Below are 23706 nucleotides of genomic sequence, written 5' to 3' on the forward strand. Positions count from 1 at the left end.
CCCGAGGCACAAAGGACATCGATCAGCGGAATCGCGGCTGTTTCGGCGAAACGTTCGCCCGAATCTCATGAAGGGGTGCGTTTTTGCCAAGCAGCCGCAATAGCTTGCGCTCCTCTGCCGGATCAACCCCAAGCTTCTTGCAGTGATCGGCAACGTCACGATCGTGCGGGCCTGGCACATGCACTTGCCTGTTGTTCATGTTCTTCATGGTCATCTTCCTCCTTGTGAGGATAACGCCTGACGATCACAAATCGTTCATTAGTCAGCCCTAAAGTTAAGAGGAACGCCTTTCGACGAGCTCAAACTCATGCGCTACACGCGTTCGAAAAACGGCGCTTTCACTTTTCCGTCGCGGTCTGAACGCGCTCATCAAGAGCGAGCTGCTCGCTTCGTGCTCGATTGAAATCTGCGCAGCCATAAACGTCTGCCCTATGCTTGAGCCACCTGTGCGCAAAAGATCGTCAGGAAATGGCTGGTCGGTAGACGAAGTTCGCTGGCGAGGGGCCCACAGTTTCTCAGATTTCCCACTTGCCCTAGCTGGCGGCAAGGTCAGCGCTGCGGCTGTTAAGGGGCGGAGGATGACGGGCTGCTTCGAGGCACGAATTAGCTAAAGAGCAGCCCTTCAGGCACCCTTGCGTGCATCATCGTGAAAGCAATCCGTCGCTGTCGTTGGTTTCCGGCACGACGGCTTTTCGAAATAGCGGCAACGGAGAGCGCCTCACCGGAAACCGCCGGGATAGGACTCACCCATCACGCCCCCTCACCGCCCATGAGGTGGTATCGTGATCGGGGTGCTGGTTGTTGCTCTCCTTGATCGCCGCGGCCCAGTCGGCGCCGTTGTTTTCGGTCGCACCGGTATTTTCTATGCCCGTGATCGCATCGAACCATGCCACCATGTTCTCGGTGCAGGTATTGGCAAGCGGCGAGAAGGCGTGCGGATCGTCAAGCGATCCGATCATCAGGTTGGTGCGACCGTTTTCGAGGTGGTGGAAGAACAATGGCGTGCCGCAATTAGCGCAGAAGCCGCGCTCGACGCGCTCCGAGCTCTTCCAGACGCTCGGCTTGCCGCGTGTCCAGGTAAGCGCATCATCGGGCGCGGCGACGAGCGCGGCAAAAATGTTGCCCGAGGCTTTCTGGCACATGCGGCAATGGCAGAGATGTGAATTGTCAAACATAGCGGTTGCGTGATAGCGCACGGCACCGCACTGGCAACCGCCGCTCACCTCCATCTCGATGCGTTTCATTTCTCCTCCTTCAAGAGGCGGGTTTGGGCTTAGTCTCTTTTAGGTTTTCGTCTTTTGATCGTCCAGTCTCCCTATGACGAGCAACGGCAAGGGAAGGTCGTGTCTCAAGACGACAGCGCGGTCGATGTGGTAAAGGGACGCGGTCGACGATCGAAAGGAGCGGCGCACGGCTTGGCGCGGAAATAACCATCATCGGCAATGCGTAGAGGCGTAATTCGACAACGAGAGAATCCGACAACCCTGGAATATGGCTCTGATTTGGACGGATCTTTCAGGACCTTGCCACGGCCGCCGAGCGACTGGGCGCCACACGAAAGCGTGCTAGATTAACCAGTATTTTCGCAAAGATCAGTAAGCCTGCCGTCAGGTCCGCGGTACGCCCGCCGGCCGCAGATGCTTTCTGAGCGCAGCGATGCGGAAAATGGCATTTGCCGCACCGTATCCCCGATAGCCGCGCCTTTCGACAATCTCGAAGAACAGACCTTCACCGTAGGTGGGACTGTAGAGCTGGAAATATTCGCCATGCTCGTCGCGGTCATAGAGGATGTTGTTCGCCTTCAATCGTTCCGCAAATTCCGCGTCCAGACCGAAACGGGCTTCCAGGTCGTCATAATAGTTCGGCGAGATCGCAAGGGTTACGAAGCCGTTTGCGGAAAGGGCAGCGGCAGCGGAAAAGATATCCTGCGTTTTGAAGGCCAGATGCTGGATGCCGGAGCCGAAGGTTTCGGCGATGAAGTGGCCGGCAAGTGTGTTGCGGTTTTCGGCACCGTTCATGGTGATGCGCAGCGACCCGTCGGCATTTTCTATGGCCTGGCTTCTCACTATGCCGGACGGATCGATGATGTCGACCAGCGGCGTCTTATGAGCATCGAGGATCGATGTGTAGAACAGCAGCCAGGTGAGCAATTCCTCATATTTCATGGTCTGGGCGATGTGATCGATCGACTGCAGCCCGACAGGCTCAGGCGCTGCCGTGTCTTCGACCGGATCGAACTCGATCTCCCATATGCGGGCGAGCTCCGTCTTGGGATCGAGGAAGTAGAGGATGCCGCCACCGACACCGCGTACGGCCGGCATCTCGATCTCGCCAGCATCGAGCGGTTGCCGAAAGCGCTCGGCGCCCAGGGCCACGGCGCGTTCGACTGCCGCCTTCGCATCGTCGACCATCAGGCCGGCAGCATAAGCCGTCGTGCCGTGGACTGCGTATGACGCGCCGGCAAAGCCCTTCTGTTCGGTATTGATGACAAGATTGATACCGCCTTGGCGAAAGACTGTGACACTCTTGGTCTTGTGTCTCGAAACCTTTCGAAAACCGAGACTTGCAATCAACCTTTCGAGCTGCGGCGCTTCGTCCTCGTCGACCGTGAACTCGACGAAGGCAATACCTTCGACGGAGGCGCGCGGCGGCATCGCGGGGACAGGCAAGGAGCCTTCCGGGTCCTGCCGCTTTACCTGATCGCCGAGATAGATCAGAGATCGCCGGCCATCCACTGCGATTGCCGTGGGCGAGCCGCCGCGGAACTGATCGTTGAAAATCTCCAGCGACAGATACCCGTCGTATCCGGTTGCCGCCACGGCTTTCATGAAGTCCAGGAGCGGCAAGTCGCCCTCTCCGGGCATATTGCGGAAATGCCTGCTCCAGAAAAGCAGATCCATGTCGATCAGGGGCGCGTCGGCAAGCTGGATGATGAAGATCTTTTCTTTCGGGATCGAGCGGATCGAGTTGACATCGATCTTGCGCGACAGCGTATGGAAGCTGTCGAGGATAAGACCGATGTTGGGATGGTCGGCACGGCGAACGATCTCCCAGGCGTCGCGGTGATCGTGAATGTGCCGCCCCCAGGCCAGCGCCTCGTAACCTACCCTCAGCCCGCGCTTTGCCGCGCGCTCGCCAAGTTCATGAAAGTCGGCCGCGGCTCGCTCGAGACCGCCAAGCGATGCCGGCGACACATTGGAGCAGACGAGTACCAGATCCGTGCCCATTTCCTGCATGACGTCGAATTTGCGCTCGGCGCGATCGAATGTGCGGCTGCGAAGCGGCTCGGGCATGCCTTCGAAATCACGGAACGGCTGAAATAGTGTGATCTCCATCCCGAGATCACGCACCATTTTGCCGACCTGACGAGGGCTTTCGTCAAAGATGAGGAAGTCGTTTTCGAATATCTCGACGCCATCGAAACCAGCCTTGGCGATCGCTTCGAGCTTGTCCCGGAGATCGCCGCCCAACGATACGGTCGCTATAGACGTCTTCATCGGCCTGCTCCCTTGTGTGTCGAATGCATTATTCGGTCATGGCCTTGAAATGCGCGAGCATTCGAGCTGCATCCGGCGTTCGTCCTGTCAACAGACGAAAGGCGCCAACGGCTTGGAAGACCGCCATGCCTCCGCCATCGAGCGTCCGGCAGCCGCGATGTCTGGCTTGCCTCAGCAGCTCGGTCTCCAAGGGGAAGTAGACGATCTCGGCGACCCAGTGCCGATCCTCAAGCAGTTCCGGCGGCAAGGGGGTGCCCGGATACTTCGTCATTCCGGTCGGCGTTGCATGTATGAGGCCGGCTGCCTGGCCCATCTCGGATGCCAGATCCCTTCCGGCGATGATGGAAGCGGTGGGAAAGAGCCGCGCCATTGTTTCCGTCAAGGCGGCAGCACGTTGCGCTTCGCGATCGAAGACGGCCAACCTCTGCAAGCCAAGAAAGAGCATTGCATAAGCGGTCGCAACGCCTGCGCCGCCAGCACCGAGCTGGACGGCCGAAGAAAGATCGGCGTTTGGCAGCCCGCGACGGAAGCTTTCGGCAAAGCCCCACCAATCGGTATTGTGTCCATAGCGCCGCCCATCCTTGAAAAGGACGGTATTGACGGCTCCGAGAGCCCGCGCCTCGGATGACAGATCGTCCAGGAAAGAGATGACGATCTGTTTGCAGGGATGGGTGATGTTGAGGCCGGCAAGGCCCTGAGCTTCGGCCTCAGCCAGAAGTTTCGGCAGGTCGGCTGGCGAAGCGCCGATCCGGTTAAGGTCGATCAGTTCATACTCGTAGTTCAGACCCTGGGCGGCACCCTCCTTCATATGCATGGCGGGTGTCAGCGACGCCTGGATGCCGGCGCCGATCAGGCCGGCCTTTAGCGGTCTTATGATTGTTTCGGCCATCCGTCTTTTCCGTGGTTCCGATGAGAAAGGACCAGGCCCCCAGCAGCGGGCCTGGTCCTCTGATTATTTGCCGCGAACGGTGTCGAGTTCCTTCATGAGCTGGGCGACCGTTTCTGCGCCGATCTGAGGGCTGAACTTGTCGATCAACGGCTTGACGGCGTCGCGCAGCTTCTGCGTCTCTTCCGGGCTCAGTTCGCTGACTTCCATGCCGGTCTTCTTGATCTCTTCGATAGCCTTGACGTCCATCTCGCGCGAAACCTTGCGCTGATAGTCGCGTGCCTCGGTTGCGGCCGATTGGAAGAGAGCTTTTTCTTCATCGTTGAGCCCATCCCAAAACTTCTTGCTGATGAGCACGATCTGCGGATTGTACTGATGGCGGGTCACCGTCATGTACTTCTGCACTTCGAAGAACTTGGCATTGATGATGTTTGCAGCCGGATTTTCCTGGCCGTCGACAGTGCCGGTTTCGAGCGCCGTATAAAGCTCGGTGTATGGAAGCGGAACGGCGTTGGCGCCAAGGCTGTTGAAGAGCTCGATCGGGATCGGCGACTGGATCGTACGGATCTTAAGGCCCTTGATGTCCTCAAGCTTGGTGACCGCGTGGCGATTGTTTGTCAGGTTGCGGAAACCGAGCTCCCAATAGGCAAGACCAACGAGGCCGGTATCTGGCAGAAGCTTCATCAGGCCGGAGCCGAACGGTCCGTCCATCACCTTGTCTGCTTCCTCGCCGCTATTGAAGAGGAAGGGCAGATCGACGGCGCCGAACGGCTTGACGTTGCTTGCAAGGATGCCGGCATTGAGCACCGTCATTTCGATCACGCCGCCCTGCAGCGCCGAGACGGTCTGAACGTCGCCGCCAAGCACGCCGCCGGGAAAGAGTTTGACCTCGATCTTGCCGCCGCTCTTTTCCTTCAAGAGCTCGGCGAACTTCTCCATTCCCATGACCTGGGGATGGCCCTTGTTGTTCGCCGAGGCGAATTTCAGCTGGTGCTCGCCGATCTCGGCCATGGCCGGGCCAGTTGCCAGCAGTGCGATCGGCAACACCAATCCCCATGCCAGCTTCGTCAATATCTTCAGCATGTCTTCCTCCCAGGTTGTGGCCGGCATCTCCCTCCGGCCGCGTTGAAATTCGTTCGCCGTTGCCGGCGAAACTGCGATCAGTGTCCGAACCAGGAGACCGGAACGGTCACCAGTTGCGGAAACAGGACGAGCAGAAACAGAACGATCAGTTCGGCGATGAGAAAGGGCATGACGCCCTTCATCAACTCTTCCATCGAGAGCTTCGAGACGCCGCAGATAACATTGAGCACGGTGCCGACCGGCGGCGTGATCAGGCCAATCGCATTGTTGATGATGAAAAGCACGCCGAAATAGACCGGATCGATGCCTGCCTGCTTGATGATCGGCATCAGGACCGGCGTCATGATCAAGATGGTCGGCGTCATGTCCATGGCGGTTCCGACGACGACGATCAGCACCATGATGGCGAGCAAGAGAAGGGTCTGATTGTCCATGAGCGGTTCGATCAGGGCCGCGAGCTCGCCGGGCACGTCGGCAACTGTGATCAGCCAGGCGGAAACCGCTGCACAGGCAACCAGGAACATGACGACGGAGGTGATCTTGGCGGCCGCCACAAAGACATGAAACAGTCTCGCGGGGGGCAGTTCGCGATAAATGACCATCGAGACGAAGAGCGAATAAACAGCGGCAACGACGCCTGCTTCGGTTGGCGTGAAGACGCCGAATTTCAAGCCGACGATGATGATGACCGGCAGCATCAGGGCCCAGATGCTGTCGATGAAGGCTTTAAGACGCACCGCGCCACTCTGCTTCGGGGGAAGTGCGAACTGCTCCTTTCGAGAAACGATCAGCCAGGTCACACAGAGTGCGGCTGCGATCATAAGTCCCGGGAAAATTCCCGCCAGAAAAAGCTTGGTGATCGAAACGCCGCCGACCACGCCGAAGAGGATGAAACCGATCGACGGAGGAATAATCGGCCCGATAACGGAAGCTGAGGCGAGGAGGCCGCCGGTGCGCGCCGGGTCATGTCCGGACTTCTGCATCATCGGAAAAAGAAGCGCGCCCAAGGCCGCGGCATCGGCAACGGCCGAGCCGGAAAGACTCGAAAGGACACAGGCGGCGAAGATGGCGACAAAACCGAGGCCGCCTCGGACATGGCCCACCATCGCCATGGCAAGGTCGACAATGCGGCGAGAAAGTCCGCCGGTATTCATGACCTCGCCGGCAAGAAGAAAGAAAGGCACCGCCATCAGCGGAAAGCTGTCGGCGCCGTTCAGCACGTTCTGCGCCACGATCTGCGCATCGAACATGTCAAGATACATCATCAACGCAACGCCGCTGATGATCAGGGCAAAGGCGATGGGCACTCCAAGCGCCATGGGACCGAGAAGCGCTCCGAGGAAGATGGATACAGTCATTTCCCGCCCCTCAATGCTTTGTCACGAGCTTGGCAAGTGCCGGATCGTGATCCTCGAGCGCGACTTGTTCCTCACTGTCGCGGACAAGTTCGACCGTCGTGACATCGATGCGGCCCGTGGCGATCGCGAACGCGTCCCACAAGAGAATGAGAAATGCCGGGATCCCGAACGCCAGACCGGCGCCGTAGAAGAAGGCCATCGAAATCCCGGTTGCCGGCGCTGCCACATGGACGTTGATCAGGGTCTGCGTCCAGGCACCGCTGATCATAAGCCAGGTCGCCAGCAGCATCAGTGCATGCCCGGCGAGTGCAGCCATTCTGGCAGCCGTGGGTGGCAGGCGCCGGAGCACCGAATCGACACCGAGATGGCCATGCTCGCGCATTGCGACGACCGCGCCGAGAAATGTCAGCCAGACGAAGAACATCCGCGACAGCTCTTCGGATGACGTGATGCCCTGATTGAAGGCATAGCGAAGGACGACATTGCCGAAGACGAGCACAACCATGCCTGCCAGCAAGAGAGCGATCGTCGCCTTCAGCACGAGAAAATAGAAATCGATGATGCGGGTCATCCGCTCCTCCCAAAGCGTGGGCAACAGATCCAGGATCTTCCGACGTCCGTCAGCCGCGCGGGGACGTGCATCTGAGCGGTGACCTCGCGCCCCTCCTCCGGGGCAAGTTGCCTCGTCTTCAAAATGTACTAACTAGTTCGAATGTCAAGCGGTGATCTATTGAAACGGACGTGCAAGGTGAATATGACTTTGTCGTCGAGCGTGCATGAAATGGCAGCCTTCCAACGTTCAGGCTTCCGTTTTGACGATTGGAAACAGCGGTTTAGGGAATAGGGTCGTGAGAGAGATGGCGCAGCGGGCTGAAAACGGACGAAAGAACGATCCGCAGCGGACGCAGGCGGATATTCTCGTCGTCGCGACGAAGGAGTTCGCGACCCATGGCCTCGCCGGTGCGCGCGTCGATGCGATCGCGGAAAAGACCCGTACCTCGAAGCGAATGATCTATTACTATTTCGGCAGTAAGGAGGGTCTCTATCTCGCCGTGCTGGAGCAGTCCTACCGCAAGATCCGCTCGCTGGAAGCCGACCTTCAGCTTTCGAACCTTGAGCCGGAAGCAGCCCTGCGCACGCTCATCGCAACGACTTTCGATCACGACGAGGCCAACCCGGATTTTGTCCGGCTGGTGAGCATCGAGAACATTCATCACGCCACGCATATGCTGCGCTCGGATGCCATCCGCGACCTCAACGTCTCGGTCATAGAGACGATCGCTAAAATCCTGGAACGTGGTTTCGAACAGGGCGTATTTCATCGCAAGGCCGATCCGATCGATGTCCACATGATGATCAGCGCCTTCTGCTTCTTCCGGGTCTCGAACCGCTATACCTTCGGCACGATCTTCAGGCGGGATCTCTCGGAAAGCCAGACGATCGACCGGCACCGCGGAATGATCGCCGATGCCGTCGTAAGCTATCTCAAGTCCTGCCCGTCGCCGGATTGACGCCGGCCAGCTTTGCGGCGGCGATCAACCATATTGTGTAGCCGCCAACTGGAAGAATTCAGCGGCGAGCCGGCCTGGACGTCGCCGACGACGCGCGCTTGGCGCTCAACAAGGCCGATGGAGACGGGGCACTGTCTTTTCTATCCTGCCACTGGCGTCGACAGCAGCCATAAGCCGAAGACCGTATAAAAGACCATCCCTGCTGCGAGAGGAAGTTGGCTGCGGACGGCGCGTTTGGTTGTGCCGAAGTGCTCGATTGCGACCATGTGGGCGAGCATCATGCCGGCGATATGCCCCGCCACCACGATGACAGTCTGCACGGTCCAGAGGATCGAAACCCTTTCCAGATTGCTGAGAAAAGATGTCGTCGGGTGCAAATGCGCCGTCCCGAACAAATTCCATCCAAGCGAAAAGGGATCGGATATCGCCGCGGCAAAATACTGGCCATTGACAAGCAGAACCGTCAGGTAATGGGCAGCGTGAAAGGCGATCGCAATTGGAATGATGGAGACAACGAATAGCCCGGCAGAAGCCTTAAGTGTCATCCCGCGGGGCACAGCTACAGCGCGGTTTCCCAGATATACCGTGAGATAGAAGACGACGGCAAGCACGACAAATGCCGCCAGAAGCCCGAACGTATTGACCGTCATCATCGCGCTGCGGCCGGGGAATTCGAGCGGATTGACGCCAACAAATCCGAGCCATGTGAAGGTCTTCGAAAACCCGTCGAAGGAGACGGTGGCAAGCGTCAAAAGAACGAATAGCGTCGCGCTGACGGATAGCGGACGCCCGACGACAAAGCGCCGGCCAGGCCATGTGACCACGAGCCAACGGCGGCCTTGTCTTCGACGTCCCGAGAACGGAGCGACCGTGCCGACAAAGCGGAAGAAGACCGACAGCGCCTCTCCCCGCCGCATCCACTCGCCTTGCCCAAAAACGATCATCGCAACGAGATTGAAAAGCCAGTAGATCGCAGCCCCGATGGCCAATTCCGGCGGATTGTCAGGCGCGACGGAAACGAGTTCGTACCAAGCAATCAATAGGAACATCAACGATGCCGGGAGATAGCCTGCGGTCTTCGGCATAGTGACGAGCGCCGTCCGTGCGAGATGGCTGCCCGTCATGCTTCTCAGTGCCGCAAGTGGCCCCGTCCAGGGATTGAGCCACGGCCACAGATTGCCGAAAAGCGCCTGCAGAAGTGTGAACCCGACCCAGAAGACCGTCCAGACCATCAGTGGCAGTAGGTTTTCCAGCGGATCCGGCGTGGCGAAAAGGCCAGCGACAAAAAGGATCGCGAGCAGCGAGAAACTGAAGAGACTGGCGGCATTTCGGGGTACGCGAGGCAGCCGCGCGCAGCTCAGCTCAGCCCGCGTGAGCGTTTTGAACCAGGCCGCGGGCAGGATGGCGAGCGTCACGAAGGAGGCCGCGACCGCCAGCGCCCCGCCTGTTCGGTAATAAGCGGTCGGCAGCAGCATGACGAAACCGCGTTCGCTGCCGTGGGCAAAGGCGGGGCAAGCAATTGAGACGGCCAGGACCACACTACCGGCGGCAAGGGCCACCCCTTTTTGCAAAACCGGAAGGATCGCTGCAATGCCCCCGCGCGCGACGGATCCAGTGTACCAAGCAATGCTGATCGTCATCCCGCCCCCGAAGATTATCGTTTGCATACGAACACAAGTAAAAGGCGAATGTCCATGCCGAACCTCGAAAATGCGCATGCTGCAAGGCCTTCGGATCAGCCCCGCACGTCATCGACCTTAAGAGCGGTATCTGCCCTGGCGGCAATCTTTCGGTAGCGGGTGGCTTTGAGGTCGTCTTCACGCTCGAAGAGCTAGTGGCGCCATGAAAAAGCGTGGTTCTCGCCGTGGACCGGCAGCCTGCGAACCATTCGTCCTTTGCCAGCAACCACGACGGTGGCGCCTGCCGCATGGTCGCATCGCCCAACGGCGAGCAGGTGCCCTCACCGGATCATTGCCTCCTTGACTGCGCGACAGTTCACGCTGGCATGCCTGAGAGGAGCGAATCGTGATCCGCAAGGCTTGATCGGCAACCATTTCGCCCTCCTCCAGAACGACCGCGAAACACCGATCGATCATGGCGGTTCTCCTTGGTGAACGGCATCCCGCAAGGCCGTGTTGTCCGAGCTTGCGACTGATTTCAGGCTGCTCGACACCGCCTTTGCGGGCTTGCAAGCTCAGCGTCACGTTGCCGGCTAGCCGGAGTATTGGTCTGTGCGGCTCGGGCGACTACCAACTTGCAGCCATGGGCGAGGCGGGCGTAACGATCGTCGAGAGCCCGAAATCAGCGATGCGAACGGGCTGTTCAACCTCCATGCAGGAGCGCAGACGCGTGACCCTTGTCAATTACATTTTCTCGTGATTTGTTGGCAAACGAACGATCTGACACGGTATAAACAGACGGCAGACGTCCGCTTTGAGCACAGGGGAACCAACAATGTCCAACAGCATTATCAAGCCCCAAAAGGGCATCTCCAGACGTTCGGTCTTGCAGGCAATGGGTGCTACCGCAGGTGCAGGCCTGGCCCTGCAGGCGATGCCCGGCTTCGTTCGCTACAGTCAGGCGGGCACGTCAGAGCCGGTGAAGATCGGCCTCCAGCTCCACCGTACCGGCATTGGTGCCTCCTACGGGCGCTGGTATGAGCGCGTGACGGCGGCCGCCGTGAAGGTCATCAATGACGGCGGCGGCATCAACGGACGGCCGGTCGAGGTCATCATCGAGGATGACGGCACCGATCCCAAGCGCGGCGCCGAAGTCGTCGAGAAATTCGCGACGCAGCACAAGGTCGACGTGGCGTACGGCACGCTCTTTTCGCATGTGGTAATCGGCTCTGCGCCGCGCGCCGGCGAACTGAAGATGCCCTATGTCGTCGTCTCGGAGGGCCATCACGTAGCTTCCGGCAAGCTCAATCGCTATGTCTTCCAGCCGGGCATTACCGATGTACGTTCGCAGGTCATCGCAATGGCGCCCTGGATTTCCAAGAATCTCGGCAAGAAGGTCACAATGATCTTCCCTGACTTTGCCTTCGGCCACGATCACCGCGACTATTTTTCCGAGGCGATCAAGGCGCAGGGCGGCGAGGTCGCGGGGCTCATCGCCATCCCTCCGACCGAATCCTCCTTCACCCGCTATCTGCCGCAGATCTCCTCCTCCACCGAAGTGCTCTACCACGTCATGGTCGGCCCGGCGGTGCTCACCTTCGTCAAGGAGCTCGGTCAATTCTTTGGCTCCACCCGGCCGCAGATCTTCGGCTTCATCGACAGCCTTGAGGCGGTTGACCTTGCGACGCCGCAGCTCGAATTCCTGGAAGGCACCTATTTCTGGGAAGGCAATCCGCGCTACGCCCAGAAGGACCAGACAGAGTACGACAAGTTCTACCGCGAGATGGTCGGCGTGGACGCCAATGGCGCCAGCGCCTCGGATCCCAAGGACATCTCGACCTATTCCCACATGTTCGGCTGCTGGGAGTCGCTCTTTGCCATCAAGCAGGCGATGGAAGCCAGCGGCTATGAGGGCCAGACGCCCAAGGACAAGCAGGGCTTCATCGAGGCCATGGAGGCGATCCAGAAGTTCGATGAGGGCCGCGAACATCCGCAGGGCGACAAGATCTTCAACGGCAAGAACCACCAGTGCTACGGTCACCAGAACATTTCCAAGGTGACCGGCGGGCGCCTTGAACTCGTCCACAGGACGGCGATCGAGGACGGCCTCTACGAGGTCAGTGCCGACTACACGAAAATGTCCCTCTAGCCTGCAAAGGCTAAAGGGCCGCGGCTGTTTAAGAGCAATCCCGTCGCGGCCGATTGTGCTCGGGTCCGGCCCGAGCCGCAAGGCGACGGGAGGGCCAAACGTGCGGCGTTGCGCGGGGTGCTGGATTTGTGCATTCGCGAGCAAGGCGCTGGCATAACCCCTTGCAGAGGACATTGTCGTGGATCTTGGCCCTTTTTTGCTGCTGGCAACGCTCGAAGGCCTGCTACAGGCGGCGGTGCTGACCCTGACGGCTCTCGGCTTGAGCCTGGTTTTCGGCGTCATGCGGATCGTCAACGTCGCGCATGGCGAATTCTACATGCTGGGCGCCGTCATTGCCTGGTGGACCGCATCGCTCTTGTCGTCCAATCCGGCTGCGGGTTTCTTTCTGGCGCTGGTCATCAGCCCGCTTTTGGTGGGCGCAATCGCCTATGCCTGCGAGCGGCTGATCCTAAAGCGGCTGGAATATGATCCGGAAGCGACGATCGTGGCCACCATCGGCATGCTCTATGTCATCCAGCAGACGGTGCTGATCGCCTATGGCCCGGATGCGCGCCCGGTCGAGGCGCCCTTCTACTTCCGCGTCCAGTTCCCGTGGTTCGGCTATTCCGGCTACAATCTCTTTGTCATAGCCGCCGCGATCGCGCTGCTCGGCATCTGCTGGTACATCCTTACGAAAACGCGGCTTGGCCTCATCATGCGGGCGACCCAGTTCGATCGCGAAACGGCGCAGGCCTTCGGGATCCCGGTCGGCAAGGTCTACGGTTATGTCTTCGCCGCCGGCGCCATGCTCGCTGCGATCGCGGCGGTACTGATCGTGCCGATCCGGCAGGCGCATTACCTGATGGGACTCGATCCGCTGCTGCTTTCCTTCATCGTCGTCATCATCGGCGGCCTGGGGAGCCTGCGCGGCACGGTCATCGCCGCGCTGATCATCGGCCTCAGCGACGGCGTCATCTCCGTCTTCTTCTCGCCGACGCTCGCCAAGATGATCTCGACGCTGCTGGTCGCGCTTGTCCTGGTCTTCAAACCCGAGGGGCTTTTCGGAGCGAGGGCACGATGACGTCACCAAGCTTCACCAAGGCCGCCGGGCTTCATCTGCTCGTCATCATGTCGCTCTTCGTTCTGCAGTTCGTCCTGCCGGCTTACCACCACCTGGCGATCGCCCGCATAATGGTGCTCGCAGTCTTTGCCATGGGCTATAACCTGCTCTTCGGCTATGCGGGGCTGCTCAGCCTTGGTCATGCACTGTTCTTCGCCGCCGGGCTCTACGGTGCGGGGCTCACAGCCTATCATCTCGGATGGAGCGTACCGGCGGCATTTGTTGCCGGCACTGGCTCGGGCTTTCTCGCATCGCTGCTGGTCGGGCTGATCTCGCTGAGAACCAGCGGCGTCGCCTTCATGATCGTCACTATGATGTTCGCGCAGGTCGCATATCTCGCAAGCCTCTACTTTACCACCTATACCCGGGGCGACGAAGGTCTGGTGATGCCGGATGCAGCCCGCCGCTTCGAACTTTTCGGCGCAAGCTTCGACCTCACCGATCCCACCGTCCGTTACAATATCGCACTGGCGCTATTGACGCTGACGACCGTCGTCATCTTCGCCATTGTTCGCGGAACGACCGGCCGCACATTGATTGCGATCCGCGAAAACGAGCCGCGCACCCTAATGCTCGGCTACGACACGTTCCGGATCAAGCTGAAGGCGCTGGTGATCTCCGGCACGCTCTCTGCGATGGCAGGCTCGGCTTATGCACTACTGTTTGCCTATGTCGGCTCGTCCTTCGCCTCGATCCAATATTCGATCGACGCGCTGCTTTTCACTTTGCTCGGCGGCGCAGGCACCGTTCTCGGGCCGCTGCTCGGCACCGTCGCCATGTTCTACATGATCGATATCGCCAGCGAATACACCGCCGCCTATCTGCTAGTAACCGGTCTGGCGCTAATCGCACTGGTGCTGTTCTTCCCGAAGGGCATCGTCGGGACCATCCGCGAAAGGTGGGTATCATGGCTGCCTTGACGTTACTCAGCACCAAGGGCCTCAGTCGGAATTTCGGAGGGCTGAAAGCGGTCCATAATGTCGATTTCGAGCTGCAGGTCGGCGAGATCCGCGCGATCATCGGCCCGAACGGGGCCGGCAAGACGACCTTCGTATCGCTGCTCTCCGGCCGCATCGCCCCGAGCAAAGGAAGCGTCGAGTTCCTCGGCCGCGACATCACGCGCGAACCCGCCTTCAAGCGCGTACGCCAAGGTATCGCCTATACGTTTCAGATCACCAGCGTCTACTTCAAACTCAGTGCTTACGAAAACGTCGCGCTCTCTGCCCAGAGCGCACTCACCCGCGCGAAAGTGCCATTCGCCCGGCTGCACAGTGAACAGATTGCCGAGCGGGTCGATTTCGCGCTGCGGCGCGTCGGACTTCAGGATCGTGCAGCCGCCAGGGCCGGCGAACTTTCCTACGGCCATCAACGGCTTCTGGAGGTCGCGATGGGCCTTGCCCTCGAACCAAAACTGCTGATACTCGACGAGCCTACCCAAGGACTCTCTGACGGCGAGATCGAGAATTTCTGCGCCCTCGTCCGCGAGATCGCGGAAACTGCGACGATCCTCCTGATCGAGCACAACATGCCCGTCGTCATGCAGCTTGCCGATACGATCACCGTGCTCAACGCCGGCGAGATCCTCGCCAGCGGAACGCCGGAAGCCATCCGTGCCAATCCCGCCGTGCAGGCGGCCTATCTGGGATCCTGATCCATGCTGACTGTTACCGGCCTGAACGTCTATCACGGCACCAGCCAGACGCTGAAGGATTTCTCTCTAACGGTCGGTGCCGGCGAGGTGCTCTGCCTGCTCGGCCGCAACGGCGCCGGCAAGACCACCGCGCTGAAGGCGATCATGGGTCTCCTGCCGGCACGTTCCGGCAGCATCAAGCTTGCCGGTACGGAATTGAATGCCCTTCCCGCCCATGAAGTGCCAAGGCACGGCATAGGCTACGTGCCGCAGGGCCGGCGGCTCTTTTCGGAGCTTACCGTCCGGGACAATCTCGAGATCGGGCTGATGACGCGCAAGACCTCGCGCGATATTCTCGAGCAGGCACTGACCTTCTTTCCCCGCTTGCGCGAGCGACTCAACCAGGTCTCGGGAACGCTTTCCGGTGGCGAGCAGCAAATGCTCGCTACCGCACGCGCCCTGTGCATCGATCCGTCTGTGATCATGCTGGACGAGCCGACCGAGGGGTTGATGCCCTCAATGATCGCCGCCATCCGCGATGTGGTACTAAGACTGCGCGACCAGGGCAAGGCGATCCTGCTGGTCGAGCAGCGCGTCGATGCCGTGCTGTCGGTCGCCGATCGCGTGTCCTTCGTGGAGAACGGCCGGGTTCAGGCGACGGTTCCGGTTGACGAGCTTCGTGGTAACCCGCATCTGCTCGACAGATATGTCGGGATCGCCTGACCTCAGCAGATCTTGCGCAGCAGCTCCAGCAGCATCAGCCGCTCGCCCGCCGTCAGCGGGCTCAGCGTCTTTTCCGAAACCGAAAGCGCTGCCACGACATTGTGCGAGATCGCTTCGAGCCCGTCTTCGGTCAGCGACAGGACGAGCCGGCGCGCGTCGTTGCTGTCCGGCAGGGTGCTGACGAAGCCGCGCTTGACCAGCCTATCGACAACTCCCTTGATGGTCGCCGCGTCCATCGCCGTTTCCCGGCCAAGCCTGTTTTGCGAGCACGGCTGGATTTCCTTGAGCTTGGTCAGCGCCGCCCATTGCGTCGTCGTCAGCTTGTCGTTGATAAGGCTCGCGAAGATCGCCACGTGGCGTTGGTTCGCCTGACGGAGAAAAAACCCGATCTGTTCGTGCAGTACGTAGTCGCGCGGCGCCTCTGGTGCGACCGACGCTGCTTTTTTTTCTCTCTTCTCCGCCACGGCTCGGTCTTCTCGCATTTTCTCTTAAATTTTGCCTGTATACAAATGAACTGCGGGCAACATTCGATGCGATTGACCGTCTCGTCGGCACCTGATTTTCCGAGTTTAGCCGAATTGCCCGTTTGACTTTATGCGACAACGTGGTGCCAAAGGAAAGCCCCATCGGGAAATCCACTGTAACACTGGGCGTAAATCATTGTAGTAACGCCCATATTCATCCCGTCAAGCTTGGGCATCACTCCAAAAGCGCGCTTGACAGCGTAGGGATGTCATCCGATACTTATTCGTATACAAATAAAAAATTGGGAACAGAGATGCGCTATTACACTCCGCGGAGCTGCGAGGAGGCCGTCGCGATTCTCGCATCTGGCCAGCATGACGTGCTAGCGGGCGGCACCGACTATTACCCTGCCCTTCGCGACCGCCCGGCCACGCGCGATCTGATCGATATTTCCCGTATTGACGAGCTTCGTACAATCCGAAGGGAAGGCGATGGCTGGCGCCTCGGTGCGGTTACCACCTGGAGCGATGTGGCGCGCGCAAACCTTCCCCCACTCTTCCATGGTCTGCAGGCTGCTGCTCGCGAAGTGGGTGCGCTGCAGGTTCAGAACGCCGGTACGATCGCCGGCAACGTCTGCAACGCTTCACCGGCCGCCGATGGCGTACCGCCGCTTTTGACGCTCGACGCCGAGGTCGAAATTGCCTCATGCGAGGGGCGCCGCACCGTTCCATTGTCTGACTTCATAACGGGCGTTCGCAGGACTGTTATGCGCCCCGGCGAACTGGTAACTGCCATTCTCGTGCCGCACCGGAACGCCGCTTCCGCCTTCCTCAAGCTCGGTGCCCGCAGATATCTGGTGATCTCCATCGCCATGGTTGCCGTTCTGCTCGAAGCCGACGGGTCGGGCCGCGTCGCGCGGGCGAGAATCGCCGTCGGTGCATGCTCGCCGATCGCCCGCCGCATTAAGGCACTGGAGAGCGAGCTTGCGGGCCAGCCGCTGAACGGCGAGATCCTGGCGTCAGTCGTCGAACTACGTCACCTTTCCGTCCTTTCGCCGATCGACGACATCCGCGCCGATCGCGCCTATCGGCTCGAAGCAGCAACAGAGCTGCTCCGCCGCGCTTTGCGCGCAGCGCTTGCGACAGCCGGGGAGCTTGCGGCATGAACCAGATCGCTGAAGCTAGGATCGCGGCGAATGCCGTTGCAGTTAATTTCACCCTCGATGGCGAAGCCGTCGCTGCCCATGTCCATCCCGCGCGCCGGCTTTCCGAAACGCTGCGCGAGGAATTCGGCTGCAAGGACGTCAAGATCGGCTGCAACGCCGGCGACTGCGGCGCCTGCACCGTACTGCTCGACGGCGAGCCCGTCTGCTCATGCACCACAGCGTCGGCGCAGGCCAATGGCCGTGCGGTCGAGACGCTGCGTGGGCTTGTCGATACGGATGCGGTCGCAAAAGGTCTCGCCGAAGCCTTCCAGCGGCACGGCGCCGCCCAGTGCGGCATCTGCACGCCGGGCATAATCGTTACGGCAACCGCGCTGCTGCGCTCCTGTACGCAGCTGAACGAGACCGTTGTTCAGGATGCGCTCGGCGGCGTGCTGTGCCGCTGCACCGGTTACCGCAAGATCATCGACGCGATCCTGGATGCCGGCGGCGCGCTCGAAAGACCCGCAACGCTAACCGACGGCGGCGTCGGCGCGGCCATTGCCCGTATCGACGGGCTTGCAAAGGTCATGGGCCGGGAGGCCTTCGGCGATGATGTTGCACCCAACGATGCGTGGTCGCTTCGCGTCGTCCGCTCGCCTTATCCGCATGCGGCTTTCGCTTTCGGCGATCTGAAGGCCTGGCGCGACGCCAATCCCGGTGTTGAGCTGGTGCTGACGGCCAAGGACATTCCCGGCAAGAACTGCTTCGGCGTCATCCCGCCCTTTGCCGACCAGCCGGTCTTTGCCGAGAAAGTGGCGCGCTTCCGGGGCGAGGCCGTCGCGGCCGTTGTCGGTGAGGCGAACGCGATCGCCGCACTCGATCTGGAGTGTTTCCCGATCGGCTGGGAAGAGCGCAAGCCGGCAATGACTGTCGCAGAAGCACTTTTGCCGGAGGCAGCCGTCCTCCACGGGAACCGCGCGGGCAACGTGATGTGCAGCGGCTTCGTCAAGCGTGGGGATGTCGAAGCCGGCTTTACCGCCGCCGACATCGTCATTGAGGGCGATTTTTCAACCGCTTTCGTCGAACACGCCTATATCGAGCCGGAAGCCGGCTATGCTATCCGCATCGGCAATCGGTTGGAAATTTATGGCTGCACGCAGGCACCCTTCATGGACCGCGACAGCATGGCCGAGATCATGGGACTGTCGCCGGAGGCTGTGCGCGTGGTGCCTTCAGCCTGCGGCGGTGGCTTCGGCTCCAAGCTCGATCTTTCCATACAGCCCTATATCGGTCTTGCCGCCTGGCTCACCAACCGGCCGGTGCGCATGGCCTATTCCCGCACCGAATCCATGCAATCCACCACAAAGCGCCACCCCAGCGAGATCACAATCCGCATCGGTGCGACGCGAGACGGAAAGATCACTGCGCTTGAGTTCAACGGCGATTTCAACACCGGCGCCTATGCCTCCTGGGGGCCAACGGTCGCCAACCGCGTGCCGGTGCACGCCTCCGGCCCCTACTTGATCGAGAACTATCGCGCGCGGAGCAGGGCGATCCACACCCACTGTCCGCCATCCGGCGCGTTCCGCGGATTCGGCGTGCCGCAGGCGGCAATGGCACAGGAGTCCCTGCTCGACGAACTGGCGCTGAAACTTGGCATGGACCGCCTGGAACTGCGCCTTCTTAACGCGCTCGACAACGGCCAGCCGACGGTAACGGGCCAGATCTTCGACAAGGGCGTGGGCATCGGCGCCTGTCTGGAGGCCCTGCAACCCGCCTGGGATCGCGCCGGCCCGGAAGCAAAGGATCGCAACGCCGAAGCCGAACGTTCTGGCAGCCCGCTGCGCTGGGGCATCGGCATCGCGTCCGGCTGGTACGGCTGCGGCAACACCTCGCTGCCCAATCCCTCGATCATCAAAGCCGGCATTCGCGCCGATGGCACCATCGTCCTGCACCAGGGCGCAACCGATATCGGCCAGGGTTCGAACACCGTTATCGCCCAGATTTTCGCGACCGCGCTGGGTGTGCCTGTCTCTGCCTGCATGCTCGTCGGTCCAGATACCTACCTGACGCCCGATGCCGGCAAGACCTCCGCCTCCCGACAGACCTATGTTTCTGGCAATGCCGCTAGGCTTTGTGGCGAAGCGCTGAGAACACAGATCCTAAGGCTCGGCAATGTCTCGGGCGATGCCGAGATTAAGATCGACAACGGCGTCATCCGCCTCGCCGACGGCGAGGTGCGCCGGACGGTTCATCTTGGCGAAGCTCTGCCTGCCGACGCGGACGGCTACGTCCTCGTGGCCGAGGAAAGCTACGACCCGCCGACAAGACCGCTCGACGAGAACGGCCAGGGCCATCCCTACGCGGTCTTCGGCTATGCCGCGCAACTGGTCGAACTCAGTGTCGACATGGCGCTCGGCACGGTTAAGCTGCGGAAGTTCACCGCCGCCCATGACGTCGGCAGGGCGATCAACCCGCTGCTGATCGAGGGACAGATCCAGGGCGGCATCGCTCAGGGTGTGGGTTTTGCGCTGATGGAGGAATTCGTTCCGGGACGCACCGAGAACCTGCACGATTACCTCATCCCGACCTTCGGCGACATTCCGCCCGTCGAGACCCTGATCGTCGAGGTCGAGGACGGCCATGGACCGTACGGCGCCAAGGGGCTCGGGGAGCATGTACTGATCCCGACTGCGCCGGCGATCCTCAACGCAATTCGCGATGCTGCGGGCGTGCGCATCCACCACCTGCCAGCGACGCCGGCGAAGGTGATGGCGGCGATCCGCGCCGCAGTGAAGAACTGACGGGAAATCCCAATGGTCAAACAAGCGAGCGAAAGCACAATAGATGGCAAGATCCGCTGCGATGCCTGCCCGGTGATGTGTTACATTTCAGAGGGCAGATCCGGCGCCTGCGATCGCTACGCCAATGTCGGCGGCGACCTCATTCGCGTCGATCCCCTAACGATCATCGAGAACCGGAAGGACAATGGCGGCCAGCTCGTTTCCTTCCTGCCGGGCGCCGAAGACAAGGACTGGGACGGCGATCTTGTTCAGGCGAAGCGCTCCTTCGTCACCGCCGTCGGCGCCGGCACCACCTACCCGGACTATAAGCCTGCCCCCTTCATCGTCTCGCAGCGAGAAGGCGGCGTCGACATGGTGACGGTCGTCACCGAAGGCATCTTCAGCTACTGCGGCGCCAAGGTGAAAATCGATACCGACCGCTATCTCGGCCCTGAGACCTCTGCCGTGCGCGTTGAAGGCGAGCCGGTTGGCCATGTCACGACCGGCGAATACGGCTCACAGATGCTCTCGCTCGGCGGCGTCCATCACCTGACCGGCGGGACCAAGAAGGAGGGCCGCCTCACGTGCGACGCACTTTTGCGACTCTGCAACGGTGAGGCCGTGGCGATGACGATCGACGGCGGCGCGGGGATCGTCGTCAAGGCGGGTACGGCACCGGTCATCAACGGCGTCGAGGAACAGCGAATGCGCGTCGGCTGCGGCTCGGCGACGATCGGCATGTTTGCCAAGCAATGGGCGCGGCATGTGGACGAGGTTGTCGTGGTCGACGACCACATCACCGGCGTTCTTTCCGAACACCAGGCTGGCCGCGTGCTCGACATCCCAGCGACCGGCATCAGGATCAAGGGCCGCCGTTCAACCCCGGGTCGCTATTTCCAGGTGGCAGAGCCCGGCACCGGCTGGGGCGGCACCAACATTTCCGATCCGCTCTCGATTCTCGGCGCGTTCGATCCCAAGACCGCCTATCCCGGCCTGCGCCTCCTGATGGTCTCCACCACGGGTGAGCAATATGGGTACTACATTCTCGACGAAAACCTCGTGCCCGCTCTCCAGACGAGCCTGCCCGAAGATATCCGCTTATCGGTCGAGCAAATCGCCGAAAATTGCGAGCCGGCCGTCTGCTCGGTGCTTTTCATGGGTGGCGCCGGAGGCAGCTTGCGCGCAGGGGTCACGCGCAATCCGGTGCAACTCACCCGCTCGGTCAAGGACGCACTGACCTACGTGTCGTGCGGTGGCGCGCCGGCCTATGTCTGGCCCGGCGGCGGCATTACCGTGATGGCAGACGTGACGCAGATGCCGGCCAATTCCTTCGGCTACGTGCCGACCCCCGCACTCGTCGCGCCAATCGAATTCACTATGCGGCTTGACGACTACCGTGCGCTCGGCGGCCATATGGAAGCGGTGGTACCGATCGAGGAGGCGCTGAAGGTGGCGGAACGCAAGGTCGCTCAGCGCCAGGACGCACCCTGGCCAACCGAAAGCCAAAATTTCAAGTGGCAGGCATGACACGGACAGTAACGGAGTGACGACCTTGGGTCCTCAGGCGAGATACTTGCCGGATCAGGACGGATCAGGTGGCAGGCTGCACCTGCAGCACGGCCCGATCGACCTCGTCATCGGCGCCGATGACGGCGCTCGCCTGCGTTGCAACGCGGCAGATATGCGCGCCCGTGCCTTCGAGGTCGCAACTGCGAGGTTCGAAACGGTGCTTGAGGAGCTGACGTCGGAGCTGCCGCTGCTTCGCACCGAAGCGGATCCGGACATGTCCGATCCCGGCGGAAGCGTCGCCAGACGGATGGTCGCGGCAGTGAAGCCGCTTTCGCGATACCGTTTCATAACACCGATGGCCGCCGTTGCCGGCGCCGTCGCGGAGGAAATTCTAGACTCAATGGTTGCCGCTTTTTCACCAGTCGAAAGACCGGCCCGGATCTACGTCAACAATGGCGGCGACATCGCTGTCCATCTCCACGGTGACGCCTCCTTCCGTGTCCGCATCGCCCGGCTAGACAATGTTTCACTTGGCCATTTCGAGCTGAAGGGCGCCTGCCAGAGCCGCGGTATCGCCACCAGCGGCAGGGGGGGCCGCAGCCTCTCGCTCGGCATTGCCGAATCCGTTACCGTCATTGCCCGCACCGCAGCCGAGGCGGATGCCGCCGCGACGCTCATCGCCAATGCCGTCGATCTTCCCGGCCATCCTGCAATCGAACGCGTCCGCGCCGTCGATGTCCGCGACGACAGCGATCTCGGAACAAGGCTCGTCGTGCGCAATTGCGGCAGGCTGGCATCCGACGAGGTCGAGGAAGCTCTGTCACGCGGCGGCGCGGAAGCTGAGCGCTTCATAGCGCTCGGTTTCATCGAAAGAGCCGCGCTTTTTCTTCAGGATCAGGGGCGCCTGGCAATGGCGTGCGATCAGGACTCCACCGGAAACACAATCATCGCAACGGAGCACGTCAGCCATGGCCGAACCAAAGATCAGGAAAATCCTTACGGCGGTGGAGGAAATCCGCCATGAAGGCGGCACGCCACCTGCAAAGCCGCTGAAGCGCGGCGCCGTGCTTGCCGTTATCGAAAATCCGTTCGCGGGCGCCTATCATGAGGATATTCAGGGCTTCATGAAGGATCTGGAGCCTCTCGGCCTCGACATGGCGAGGCGGCTGATAGAAGCGCTCGGCGGCAACGCGGGCGCGATCGAGGGCTATGGCAAGGGCGCGATTGTCGGTCAGGCCGGCGAAGTGGAACATGGCGCCCTATGGCATGTGCCGGGCGGCTATGCCATGCGCGAGGCATTGGGTAACGCCAAGGCGATCGTTCCCTCGACGAAGAAAGTCGGCGCCGCCGGCACGCGGCTAGACGTTCCCGTAACCCATATCGATGCGTCCTATGTCCGCAGCCATTTCGACGCCATGGAGGTCGGCCTTGCCGACGCACCGCGCGCTAACGAGATGGTACTGGCGCTGGTAATGACCACCGGCGCGCGCATTCACGCCCGCGTCGGCGGACTAAAAGCAGAAGACATCAAGGGAGAGGATGGACTGAGATGAAAGCCGAAATCCGTAAGCTCGCCGTTTTTCTCGAGGAAACCCATTCTGAAATGGGCCGGACGGTTTCGCCGCCGACCCGCAAGGCGGCCGCAATTGCGGTTATCCGCAACCCCTTTGCCGGACGCTATGTCGAGGACCTGACGCCGCTGATCGATATCGGCGCCGAACTCGGCGGCCTGCTGGGAGAGAAATGTGTGGTGGCACTGGGCATTGAGCCCTCCAAGGCCGAGAGCTACGGCAAGGCAGCCATGGTCGGCGAGAACGGTGAGCTGGAACATGCCGCCGCCCTACTGCATCCCGCCATGGGCAAGCCGCTTCGCGCCGCCGTCGAGAAAGGCGCGGCCCTGGTCCCGTCGTCGAAGAAGCGTGGCGGGCCTGGCCAGACACTCGACATACCCCTCGGCCACAAGGATGCAGCCTTCGTCCGCTCACACTTCGACGGCATGGAGGTAAGCCTTAACGATTCCCCGCGCGCCGACGAGATCATGGTCGCCGTCGCCGTCACGGACAGCGGCCGGCCTTTTGCCCGCGTCGGCGGCCTGAAGGTGGACGAGATCGAAGGCAAGGACGGACTGCGCTAGATCACGGTGATTTTGATCCATTCCGCCCAAAAATCATAAATGTGAACGATCTAGAAGGTTAAGGTGTGGTGCCTGCGAAAACCCGCCCACGCCTTTTCTCACTCGGGGCCCCGACA

At 60.9% G+C, this 23706-nt stretch carries 21 protein-coding genes; 12 read left to right on the forward strand and 9 right to left on the reverse strand.

Annotation, left to right across the window (positions count from 1 at the left end; all coding sequences use genetic code 11):
- Positions 1-22 precede the first annotated feature (22 nt).
- The 7 genes from RGR602_RS33900 to RGR602_RS33930 form a co-directional block, all read right to left on the reverse strand.
- Complete coding sequence (locus RGR602_RS33900; RefSeq protein WP_022712945.1) at positions 23-208, reverse strand: hypothetical protein; 186 nt, start codon at positions 206-208, stop codon at positions 23-25.
- 535 nt (positions 209-743) lie between these two features.
- On the reverse strand, positions 744-1244 hold the full coding sequence (locus RGR602_RS33905) for a GFA family protein (RefSeq protein ID WP_040116263.1): 501 nt from the start codon (positions 1242-1244) through the stop codon (positions 744-746).
- 363 nt (positions 1245-1607) lie between these two features.
- On the reverse strand, positions 1608-3497 hold the full coding sequence (locus tag RGR602_RS33910; protein ID WP_040116264.1) for a bifunctional sugar phosphate isomerase/epimerase/4-hydroxyphenylpyruvate dioxygenase family protein: 1890 nt from the start codon (positions 3495-3497) through the stop codon (positions 1608-1610).
- Positions 3498-3525: 28 nt separating this feature from the next.
- Positions 3526-4386 (reverse strand): shikimate dehydrogenase, encoded by an 861-nt coding sequence (locus RGR602_RS33915; protein ID WP_040116265.1) that lies wholly within the window; start codon positions 4384-4386, stop codon positions 3526-3528.
- 63 nt (positions 4387-4449) lie between these two features.
- Complete coding sequence (locus RGR602_RS33920; RefSeq protein ID WP_040116725.1) at positions 4450-5466, reverse strand: TRAP transporter substrate-binding protein; 1017 nt, start codon at positions 5464-5466, stop codon at positions 4450-4452.
- A 77-nt stretch (positions 5467-5543) separates the two neighbouring features.
- Entirely contained in the window at positions 5544-6824 is a 1281-nt protein-coding gene (locus RGR602_RS33925; RefSeq protein WP_040116266.1) for a TRAP transporter large permease, read from the reverse strand.
- A gap of 10 nt (positions 6825-6834) precedes the next feature.
- The gene (locus RGR602_RS33930; RefSeq protein ID WP_040116267.1) at positions 6835-7395 is read right to left on the reverse strand and encodes a TRAP transporter small permease; all 561 of its coding nucleotides are present in this window, start codon (positions 7393-7395) and stop codon (positions 6835-6837) included.
- A gap of 286 nt (positions 7396-7681) precedes the next feature.
- On the opposite strand from RGR602_RS33930, the gene RGR602_RS33935 reads away from it, so the two are divergent.
- Positions 7682-8335 carry a TetR family transcriptional regulator gene (locus RGR602_RS33935; protein ID WP_040116268.1) on the forward strand — a complete coding sequence of 218 codons (654 nt, stop codon included), beginning with the start codon at positions 7682-7684 and terminating at the stop codon, positions 8333-8335.
- A 140-nt stretch (positions 8336-8475) separates the two neighbouring features.
- Here RGR602_RS33935 and RGR602_RS33940 read toward each other — a convergent pair whose 3' ends face one another.
- Positions 8476-9975: a hypothetical protein gene (locus tag RGR602_RS33940; protein ID WP_052451890.1), complete on the reverse strand. Its 1500-nt coding sequence runs from the start codon at positions 9973-9975 to the stop codon at positions 8476-8478.
- 814 nt (positions 9976-10789) lie between these two features.
- Here RGR602_RS33940 and RGR602_RS33945 point away from each other — a divergent pair.
- From RGR602_RS33945 to RGR602_RS33965, 5 genes are all read left to right on the forward strand, one after another.
- A complete protein-coding gene (locus tag RGR602_RS33945) occupies positions 10790-12103 on the forward strand; it encodes an ABC transporter substrate-binding protein (RefSeq protein WP_040116269.1) in 1314 nt (437 codons plus the stop codon).
- Positions 12104-12281: 178 nt separating this feature from the next.
- Positions 12282-13163, forward strand: coding sequence for a branched-chain amino acid ABC transporter permease (locus RGR602_RS33950; protein ID WP_040116270.1), 882 nt, complete (start codon positions 12282-12284; stop codon positions 13161-13163).
- Positions 13160-14122: a branched-chain amino acid ABC transporter permease gene (locus tag RGR602_RS33955; protein ID WP_040116271.1), complete on the forward strand. Its 963-nt coding sequence runs from the start codon at positions 13160-13162 to the stop codon at positions 14120-14122. The genes RGR602_RS33950 and RGR602_RS33955 overlap by 4 nt, the downstream gene beginning before the upstream one ends.
- The gene (locus RGR602_RS33960) at positions 14110-14853 is read left to right on the forward strand and encodes an ABC transporter ATP-binding protein (protein WP_040116272.1); all 744 of its coding nucleotides are present in this window, start codon (positions 14110-14112) and stop codon (positions 14851-14853) included. The genes RGR602_RS33955 and RGR602_RS33960 overlap by 13 nt, the downstream gene beginning before the upstream one ends.
- A 3-nt stretch (positions 14854-14856) precedes the next feature.
- Entirely contained in the window at positions 14857-15555 is a 699-nt protein-coding gene (locus RGR602_RS33965; RefSeq protein ID WP_040116273.1) for an ABC transporter ATP-binding protein, read from the forward strand.
- Between the two features lie 2 nt (positions 15556-15557).
- Here RGR602_RS33965 and RGR602_RS33970 read toward each other — a convergent pair whose 3' ends face one another.
- On the reverse strand, positions 15558-16037 hold the full coding sequence (locus RGR602_RS33970; RefSeq protein WP_040116274.1) for a MarR family winged helix-turn-helix transcriptional regulator: 480 nt from the start codon (positions 16035-16037) through the stop codon (positions 15558-15560).
- A 296-nt stretch (positions 16038-16333) separates the two neighbouring features.
- Here RGR602_RS33970 and RGR602_RS33975 point away from each other — a divergent pair, with 296 nt between their 5' ends.
- From RGR602_RS33975 to RGR602_RS34000, 6 genes are read left to right on the forward strand one after another with little or no spacing between them, the layout of a single operon-like run.
- Complete coding sequence (locus RGR602_RS33975) at positions 16334-17185, forward strand: FAD binding domain-containing protein (protein ID WP_040116275.1); 852 nt, start codon at positions 16334-16336, stop codon at positions 17183-17185.
- Positions 17182-19968 carry a molybdopterin-dependent oxidoreductase gene (locus RGR602_RS33980; RefSeq protein ID WP_052451891.1) on the forward strand — a complete coding sequence of 929 codons (2787 nt, stop codon included), beginning with the start codon at positions 17182-17184 and terminating at the stop codon, positions 19966-19968. The genes RGR602_RS33975 and RGR602_RS33980 overlap by 4 nt, the downstream gene beginning before the upstream one ends.
- 12 nt (positions 19969-19980) lie before the next feature.
- Complete coding sequence (locus RGR602_RS33985) at positions 19981-21474, forward strand: 6-hydroxynicotinate reductase (RefSeq protein WP_040116276.1); 1494 nt, start codon at positions 19981-19983, stop codon at positions 21472-21474.
- A 46-nt stretch (positions 21475-21520) separates the two neighbouring features.
- Complete coding sequence (locus RGR602_RS33990) at positions 21521-22480, forward strand: UPF0280 family protein (RefSeq protein WP_063856031.1); 960 nt, start codon at positions 21521-21523, stop codon at positions 22478-22480.
- Positions 22425-23009, forward strand: a complete 585-nt coding sequence (locus RGR602_RS33995; protein WP_040116277.1) for an amino acid synthesis family protein — start codon at positions 22425-22427, stop codon at positions 23007-23009. Before RGR602_RS33990 ends, RGR602_RS33995 begins: the two co-directional genes overlap by 56 nt.
- Positions 23006-23590, forward strand: a complete 585-nt coding sequence (locus RGR602_RS34000) for an amino acid synthesis family protein (protein WP_040116278.1) — start codon at positions 23006-23008, stop codon at positions 23588-23590. Before RGR602_RS33995 ends, RGR602_RS34000 begins: the two co-directional genes overlap by 4 nt.
- The last annotated feature ends 116 nt before the right edge of the window (positions 23591-23706 follow it).

Source organism: Rhizobium gallicum bv. gallicum R602sp (assembly GCF_000816845.1).
Taxonomy (GTDB): Bacteria; Pseudomonadota; Alphaproteobacteria; order Rhizobiales; family Rhizobiaceae; genus Rhizobium; species Rhizobium gallicum.

Bases quoted from the DNA above. Each gene is read 5' to 3' on its own strand.
- RGR602_RS33900 (WP_022712945.1), bottom strand. From the start codon at position 208: ATGAAGAACATGAACAACAGGCAAGTGCATGTGCCAGGCCCGCACGAT.
- RGR602_RS33905 (WP_040116263.1), bottom strand. From the start codon at position 1,244: ATGAAACGCATCGAGATGGAGGTGAGCGGCGGTTGCCAGTGCGGTGCC.
- RGR602_RS33910 (WP_040116264.1), bottom strand. From the start codon at position 3,497: ATGAAGACGTCTATAGCGACCGTATCGTTGGGCGGCGATCTCCGGGAC.
- RGR602_RS33915 (WP_040116265.1), bottom strand. From the start codon at position 4,386: ATGGCCGAAACAATCATAAGACCGCTAAAGGCCGGCCTGATCGGCGCC.
- RGR602_RS33920 (WP_040116725.1), bottom strand. From the start codon at position 5,466: ATGCTGAAGATATTGACGAAGCTGGCATGGGGATTGGTGTTGCCGATC.
- RGR602_RS33925 (WP_040116266.1), bottom strand. From the start codon at position 6,824: ATGACTGTATCCATCTTCCTCGGAGCGCTTCTCGGTCCCATGGCGCTT.
- RGR602_RS33930 (WP_040116267.1), bottom strand. From the start codon at position 7,395: ATGACCCGCATCATCGATTTCTATTTTCTCGTGCTGAAGGCGACGATC.
- RGR602_RS33935 (WP_040116268.1), top strand. From the start codon at position 7,682: ATGGCGCAGCGGGCTGAAAACGGACGAAAGAACGATCCGCAGCGGACG.
- RGR602_RS33940 (WP_052451890.1), bottom strand. From the start codon at position 9,975: ATGACGATCAGCATTGCTTGGTACACTGGATCCGTCGCGCGCGGGGGC.
- RGR602_RS33945 (WP_040116269.1), top strand. From the start codon at position 10,790: ATGTCCAACAGCATTATCAAGCCCCAAAAGGGCATCTCCAGACGTTCG.
- RGR602_RS33955 (WP_040116271.1), top strand. From the start codon at position 13,160: ATGACGTCACCAAGCTTCACCAAGGCCGCCGGGCTTCATCTGCTCGTC.
- RGR602_RS33960 (WP_040116272.1), top strand. From the start codon at position 14,110: ATGGCTGCCTTGACGTTACTCAGCACCAAGGGCCTCAGTCGGAATTTC.
- RGR602_RS33965 (WP_040116273.1), top strand. From the start codon at position 14,857: ATGCTGACTGTTACCGGCCTGAACGTCTATCACGGCACCAGCCAGACG.
- RGR602_RS33970 (WP_040116274.1), bottom strand. From the start codon at position 16,037: ATGCGAGAAGACCGAGCCGTGGCGGAGAAGAGAGAAAAAAAAGCAGCG.
- RGR602_RS33975 (WP_040116275.1), top strand. From the start codon at position 16,334: ATGCGCTATTACACTCCGCGGAGCTGCGAGGAGGCCGTCGCGATTCTC.
- RGR602_RS33980 (WP_052451891.1), top strand. From the start codon at position 17,182: ATGAACCAGATCGCTGAAGCTAGGATCGCGGCGAATGCCGTTGCAGTT.
- RGR602_RS33985 (WP_040116276.1), top strand. From the start codon at position 19,981: ATGGTCAAACAAGCGAGCGAAAGCACAATAGATGGCAAGATCCGCTGC.
- RGR602_RS33995 (WP_040116277.1), top strand. From the start codon at position 22,425: ATGGCCGAACCAAAGATCAGGAAAATCCTTACGGCGGTGGAGGAAATC.
- RGR602_RS34000 (WP_040116278.1), top strand. From the start codon at position 23,006: ATGAAAGCCGAAATCCGTAAGCTCGCCGTTTTTCTCGAGGAAACCCAT.